Raw genomic sequence first — 6,608 nt, 5'->3', positions numbered from 1 at the left:
GTGCGGGTTGCGGGCGAGGGCGAGGGGACGGGCGCCGGGTGCGAGGGCGAGGGGACGGGGCGCCGGGTGCGAGCGCGGGGGACGGCGCGGGGTGCGGAGTCGGGAGTCAGGCGGGCGGCGCTGGCTGGCAGCTGGGGCACCAGGCCGCGACCCGCTCGCGGCCTTGGACGCCGCGCTGGATGCGCGTCCCACAGCGCAGACACGGTTTGCCATATCGGCCGTAGACGTAGGTTCGCCTGCCCGGTCGCAGATCACCGGTCGTCGTGCGCTCCACCCGGTCGCGGTTCGCGACGATGAGCTTGTGGCCAAGCTCGACCAGTCGGTCGAGGTCGCCGGCGCCGGACACCGGGGTGTGCGGATGCAGGCCGCGCAGGAAGAGCAGCTCCGTCACGTAGACGTTCCCGAGACCCGCGAGGTTGCGCTGCTCGAGGAGGGCCCCGGCGAGCTCGGCGTCTGGATCTCGGCGCAGGTTCGCGACGGCGAGCTGGGCATCCCAGTCGTCGCCGAGGAGGTCGGGACCGAGATGCCCGACGGCATCGGCTTCGTCTTCGCTCGCGAGCATCTCCACGACGGCGAGCTCGAAGCCGACGGCGCTGCCGGCAGTCGTGCCGAGAACCGCCCTCGCCTGGTACGCCGGACGGGGCCACTTCCCGCCCGCGGTCACGAGCTGCCAGCTGCCGTCCATCCCGAGGTGGGTGTGCAGGGTGTGCGGGCCGATGCGGGTCAGGAGGTGCTTGCCGCGCGGAACGACCTCGTCGACGGTGAGGCCGGTGAGGTCGAGAGCCGCGTACTTCGGCACCCGCAGCTCGAAGCGTGTCAGCTCGCGGCCCGCAAGGGCGCGGTTCAGCCGGGTCGCCGCCCGGTAGACGGTGTCACCTTCCGGCATCACGCACCTCGATGCCGAGGTGGGCCGCGAGATGGGGTGCGAGTGCCTCGAGCTGCGACGGCGAGACGGTGACGCCGCGCAGCCCCTCGAGGCCCGTGATGGTCGAGAACTCGAGCCCGCGCAGGTCGACGTGCTCGAGGCGGGCGCCCGTGACGTCGAGGATGCCCGTGCGGCTCTCCGTGAACGCCACGCGTCGTGCTGTCGCACCCCCGAGGTCGATCTCGTCGAAGGCGCAGTCGGCGAAGCGGACATCGGTGAGGGTTGCGCCGCGCAGGTTGACGTAGCCGAGCCGGTCGTCGCGGAACTCGACGTTCTGGAAGTCCGACTCGTGCAGGTCCGCGGAGCCGAGTCGGGATGCCGTCCAGCTCACGGACCGGAACGACTGGCGCTGCCCTTCGACGACCGGCACCTCGATGCGCTCGAGCACGCACTCGCTCACCCGTCCCGAGTGCAGGAGGAGCCTGCGGGCCGTGAGGCCCTCGATGCGGCATTCGGAGAACGTCACGCCGGCGGCGTCGAGCTCCTCGCCGCGCACCTCGGTGAAGTGCTGCAGCTCGTGCACCCGCGCCGTCGCGAAGTCCGCGGCGCTGGCATCGTCGAGTTCCGGCAGGTACGGGGCCTCGATCCTCGGCTCGGTGCCGCCTGCCCTGTTTCCTCGTCGTCCGCGTGCTGTCGCCACTGTGCCGCCTCTGCTGTCGGTTCTGCTTCTGGTCTGGTCTGGTCTGGTCTTGCTCTCGATGCGCGTCGCGGCGTGGCTCACTGGCCAGGCCGCATGCGCAGGCCGCGGGTGGTGAGCGAGAACCCGCCCTCCTGCAGCATGCTCGCGAGGGGCGTCTCGAGTACGAACGTGCCATCGACCCGTTCGATCACCAGGTTCGGGATGCGCGCCCGCCGGACCGTGTCGGCAAGGGACCTCGCTGCCGCCCGCAGAACGTCGTCGGAGTCGGTGAAGGTGAGGAGCGTCTTGCCGCCGCGTTCGACATAGAGCGCAAGGGCGCCGTCGACCATCGTCACGAGCCCACCAGCCTTCCTGCCGGGGCGGTGCTTGGTCTGCGAGTCCTCGTCGCTCGGCCACGCGAGCGCCGCCCCGTAGGGATTGGCGGGGTCGGTCGCGGCGAGCGTGAGCGTCTCGAACTGCTTCTCGGCGTCGAGCTCCTGCGTGAAGCCGCGGAGGCGATCGACGGCGCCGACGGTCGAGAACTGGGCGGCGCCGAGCTTCTCGATGAAGTAGCCGCGTCTGGCCTTCCCAGACTCCTCGAAGCGCGCGAGGACTCGGTAGACGAGCGCGAACCCGCCGAGGACCTCCTCCGCCATGACGCTGCCGCGGGTCACGATGCCGTAGCGGTCGAGCAGCAGGTCGCCGATGGCCAGGCCACGCTCGGTGGCGTCGCTCACGCCCTGCAGGCCGAGGGTCCAGCGGCCGCTCGTGTGGGGCTGCGAGGGCGCTGGCCGCTGGGAGGCGAAGGCGGAGGCGGTGGGGCTTCCGGCGGAGTCGCTCGGCGCCATGGCGACGCGGCCACGGTAGAGCCTGCCGCGTGCGGCTCGGCTGGGCGCTCGATGCGCTGAGGTGCTCGCCGAGCCGGGACCGCCGGAGATCAGCGCTCGGAGGGGCGAGAGCGTGTCGTTGGTCACGCGTCCCTGCCAGACGAGCGCCCAGAGGGCGTCGGAGAGTTCGCGGTCGCTGGTCGACTCGGGTTCGAGCATGAGCCGCACGTGCCGCGACAGCTGGGGGAAGAATCCCGGGCCGGAACCGGCAAGGGCGTCGAGGATGTGCCTGCCGCGCGCATCCGGTTCGCCCTCTGGCTGGTCGGGGAGCGTGAGGTGGGCCGTATCGGCGAGGTGCAGGCTGATCCAGCCGTCGCTCGAGCCGATCGCGCCGTGCCCGCGCCAGAGGACCTCGCCCGCCGTCGTGAGCTCATCGAGCATGCTCGGGTGGTAGTCGCGCACCCTGGCGGGGAGGATGAGGCTCTCGAGCGCCGAGGCGGGGACGGGCACGCCCGCGAGCTGGTCGATGACGGTGATCAGGCCGTCGATTCCACGCAGCTCGCCGCCGACGTGCTGCCAAGCCGGCAGGAACCGGGCGAACGCGGAGTGCTCGACGGGCTCTATCTCGCTGCGGAGCGCGGCGAGGGAGCGGGAGCGGAGGCGCTTGAGCACGGTCTCGTCGACCCACTCCGAGCCTTCACGGTCTGGTCGGAACTCGCCCTCGACCACACGACGGGCGAGCTCGAGTCTCGTGAGCGCCTCGCGCACGACCGCCTGGCCCGTGCCGTAGCGCTCGGCGACCTCGGCGACCGAGAACGGGCCGTGCGAGCGGGCGTAGCGGGAGACGAGGTCGCCGACCGGGTCATCCACCGGGTCGATGAACGCGACGGGGACGCCGATGGGGAGCGCGACGCCGAGGGCATCACGCAGGCGGCTGGCATCCTCGATCGCGGCGATGCGGTCGACTCCCGCGATACGAACCCGCAGCGCGCGCTTCGCCGTCACGAGCGCCGAGACGTGCTCTTCGGCGACGGCGGCGGTGGCTGTGGGCACGTGCTCGTCGGCGGGCTCGTCGCCGTCGCCGTCAGCGTCAGCCTGACCGTCAACGCCACCATCGGTGCCGAGGTCTTCGCCGCGCAGGCGCTCCGCGATCTCGTCGACGCTGAGCGGGCCGAGCACGCGCAGGAGGTCGGCCACCCCTTCGGCGTCGCGCGCGAGGCGGTCGGGGGCCGTGCGCTGCAGCTCGGCCTCGAGCCTCGAGATGACCTTCGCGTCGAGCAGCTCCCGCAGCTCGACCCTGCCGAGGAGGTCGGCCAGGAGGCTCGTGTCGAGCGCGAGTGCGGCAGCTCGTCGTTCGGCGAGCGGGCTGTCGCCTTCGTACATGAACGCGCCGACGTAGCCGAAGAGCAGCGTCCGCGCGAAGGGCGACGCCTGCTCGGTGGTCACATCGACGAGGCGCACCTCGCGGCCGGCGACGCGCTTCGCGAGATCGACGAGCGCGTCGAGGTCGTAGACGTCGTGCAGGACTTCGCGCACGGCCTCCAGGATGATCGGGAAGGTCGGATACTGCTTGGCGACGTCGAGCAGCTGGGCGGCCTTCTGCCGCTGCTGCCAGAGCGGCGAGCGCTTTCCTGGGTTGAGACGCGGCAGGAGCAGCGCACGGGCCGCCGCCTCCCGGAAGCGCGACGCGAACAGGGCCGAGCCGCCCACCTCGCGAGCCACGATCTGCTCGATCTCGTCGGCCTCCAGGGCGAACAGCTCTGCGCCGGGCGGTTCGGCGTCGCCTTCCGGAATTCGCACGATGATGCCGTCGTCGCTTGCGACGACGCCGCCGTCGAGGCCGTAGCGGTCGCGGATGCGCGCCGCCACGATGAGGCCCCACGGGGAGTGCACGGGGGAGCCGTAGGGGGAGTGCAGGATGATGCGCCAGTCGCCGAGCTCGTCGCGCGTGCGCTCCACGATGAGCGTGTGGTCGCTCGGGACCTGGCCGGTCGCGTCCTGCTGCTCGCGCACGTAGGCGACGGCGTTCTGCACGGCGTTGTCGTCCATGAGGGCGGCGAGTGCATCGGGCACCTGCCCCTTGGCGGCGATCTCCCTGGTGATGGCGCCGATGGCCTGGCCGAGCTCGGAGGGTCGCCCGAGCGCGTCGCCGACCCAGAAGGGCAGTCGTCCCGGCTGGCCGTAGGCCGGGGTCACGAGCACTCGGTCGAAGGTGATCTCGGCGATGCGCCAGCTGGTCGCCCCGAGCGCGAAGATGTCGCCGACGCGCGATTCGTAGACCATCTCCTCGTCGAGCTCGCCGACGCGACGCGGCCCTCGCTGCGCGTCGGCGTCTTCGGAACCGGCGAGGAACACCCCGAAGAGGCCCCGGTCGGGGATGGTCCCTCCAGAGGTGACGGCGAGCCTCGCCGCTCCGGGTCTTCCGGTGAGGGTGCCCTGGTCGCGGTCCCAGACGAGGCGTGGCCTCAGCTCGGAGAACTGGTCGGATGGGTACTTGCCGGACAGCAGGTCGAGGGTCGCCTCGAAGAGGGGTCGCGACAGGGACGCGAACGGCGCCGAGCGCCGGACCAGGTCGAACCACTCCTCGACGTCGAGGTCTTCGATGGCCGCTGCGGCGATCGTCTGCTGGGCGAGCACATCGAGGGGGTTGGCGAGCACCCGCATCCGCTCGATCTGTCCGGTGACCATGCGCGATGCGAGCACGGAGGAGTGCAGGACATCGGCGCGGTGCTTGGGGAAGATCGTGCCCTCGGAGGTCTCGCCGACCTGGTGGCCGGCTCGGCCAACGCGCTGGAGTCCGCTCGCGACCGAGGGAGGCGACTCGACCTGGACGACGAGGTCGACGTCTCCCATGTCGATGCCGAGTTCCAGGCTGGAGGTGGCGACGACGCAGCGGAGGGTGCCGCTCTTGAGGGCGTTCTCGACCTCGGCGCGAGACTCCTTCGACACGGAGCCGTGGTGGGCGCGTGCGAAGGAGAGCGGGGCGCCGGACGACTGGCCCGCCTGCCCCATGGATACTGCAGGCGGTCGCTGCGGCGCTGCCTTCGGGCTCGCGCTGTGATCGCCGGAGGACCAGCGCACGCCGGGGGCTGCGGCGCTGTAGGGGTCTGCTGCCTCCGTCGTGTCGGCCGCCGGGGCATCGGCCGACGCGCGCTCGTCGGCGATCTCGTTGAGTCGGGCCGTGAGCCGTTCGGCGAGGCGCCTCGAGTTGACGAACACGATCGTGGAGCGGTGCGACTCGACGAGGTCGGCGATGGCCTCCTCGATGTGCGGCCACACCGAGCCTGAGGCCTCTGCGTCGGCTGCGGGGTCGCGCAGTGAGCCGGCGGCGGCCCCAGCCTCGAAGTCCGCGAACGGGTCTGCATCTGCGATGGCTCCGGATGCGTCGGCCGAGGTCGGAGTCGCGGCCCCGGCTCGGGTCATGCCGATGTCGCTGAGGTCTTCGACGGGAACTCGCACCTCGAGCTTGAACGTCTTCGTGCTCGGCGGGGCGACGACCTTGACCGGTGCGTTGCCGGCCAGGAAGCGGGACATCTCGTCGAGGGGCCGAACCGTCGCGGACAGGCCGATGCGCTGCGCCGGCTTGTCGAGGAGCGCGTCGAGGCGCTCCAGTGTGAGGGCCATGTGCGCGCCGCGCTTGCTCGAGGCGACGGCGTGCACCTCGTCGATGATGACCGTCGTCACACCGGTGAGCGTCTTCCGCGCCTGAGACGTGAGCATGAGATAGAGCGACTCGGGCGTCGTGATGAGGATGTCGGGTGGGTTGCGGAGCTGCTGTCTGCGCTCGGTGGAGCTCGTGTCTCCTGAGCGCACCCCGACGCGGATGTCCGGTGCCACCGAGCCGAGCCGCCTGGCGGTCTGCGTGATGCCGACGAGCGGCGAGTGCAGGTTGCGCTCGACGTCGACGCCGAGTGCCTTCAGCGGGGACAGGTAGACCACGCGCGTGCGCCGCTCGGCCTTCGCCTGCTCGCTCTCGGCGCCGCGCTCGGCCGCGAGCTGGTCGATCGCCCAGAGGAACGCGCTCAGTGTCTTGCCGGAGCCGGTCGGCGCCACGACCAGGGTGTGGTGCCCGTCGGCGATCTCGCGCCAGGATGCCTCCTGGACCGCGGTCGGGCTCACGAATGCGCCGCGGAACCACTCCCGTGTCGCGGGGGAGAACGCGTCGAGTGCGGTCGTCTCAGGCATGACGACAACAGAACCACACACCACCGACATCAGCCTCCAGGAGGACCGGATC

Annotated in this window: 3 protein-coding genes; all 3 read right to left on the bottom strand. The window is 71.5% G+C overall.

Features of this window, described 5'->3' with window-relative positions; translation table 11 throughout:
* Positions 1 to 106 precede the first annotated feature (106 nt).
* The 3 genes from C5B99_RS13175 to C5B99_RS13165 all read right to left on the bottom strand — a co-directional run bounded on the left by C5B99_RS13175 (position 107) and on the right by C5B99_RS13165 (position 6,556).
* Positions 107 to 886, bottom strand: coding sequence for a DNA-formamidopyrimidine glycosylase family protein (locus tag C5B99_RS13175; RefSeq protein WP_104242780.1), 780 nt, complete (start codon positions 884 to 886; stop codon positions 107 to 109).
* On the bottom strand, positions 873 to 1,565 hold the full coding sequence (locus C5B99_RS13170) for a pentapeptide repeat-containing protein (protein WP_104341462.1): 693 nt from the start codon (positions 1,563 to 1,565) through the stop codon (positions 873 to 875). The genes C5B99_RS13175 and C5B99_RS13170 overlap by 14 nt, the downstream gene beginning before the upstream one ends.
* A gap of 77 nt (positions 1,566 to 1,642) precedes the next feature.
* On the bottom strand, positions 1,643 to 6,556 hold the full coding sequence (locus C5B99_RS13165) for a DEAD/DEAH box helicase (protein ID WP_104242776.1): 4,914 nt from the start codon (positions 6,554 to 6,556) through the stop codon (positions 1,643 to 1,645).
* Positions 6,557 to 6,608 lie beyond the last annotated feature (52 nt).

The organism is Pseudoclavibacter sp. Z016 (genome assembly GCF_002931215.1).
Taxonomy (GTDB): Bacteria; Actinomycetota; Actinomycetes; order Actinomycetales; family Microbacteriaceae; genus Pseudoclavibacter.
The sequence above is the reverse complement of the archived record's forward strand: the minus strand, read 5'-3'. Positions and strand labels throughout refer to the sequence as shown.

What these genes read in the sequence shown, in the direction of transcription:
- C5B99_RS13175 (WP_104242780.1), bottom strand. Translation starts at nt 886, where the DNA reads ATGCCGGAAGGTGACACCGTCTACCGGGCGGCGACCCGGCTGAACCGC.
- C5B99_RS13165 (WP_104242776.1), bottom strand. Translation starts at nt 6,556, where the DNA reads ATGCCTGAGACGACCGCACTCGACGCGTTCTCCCCCGCGACACGGGAG.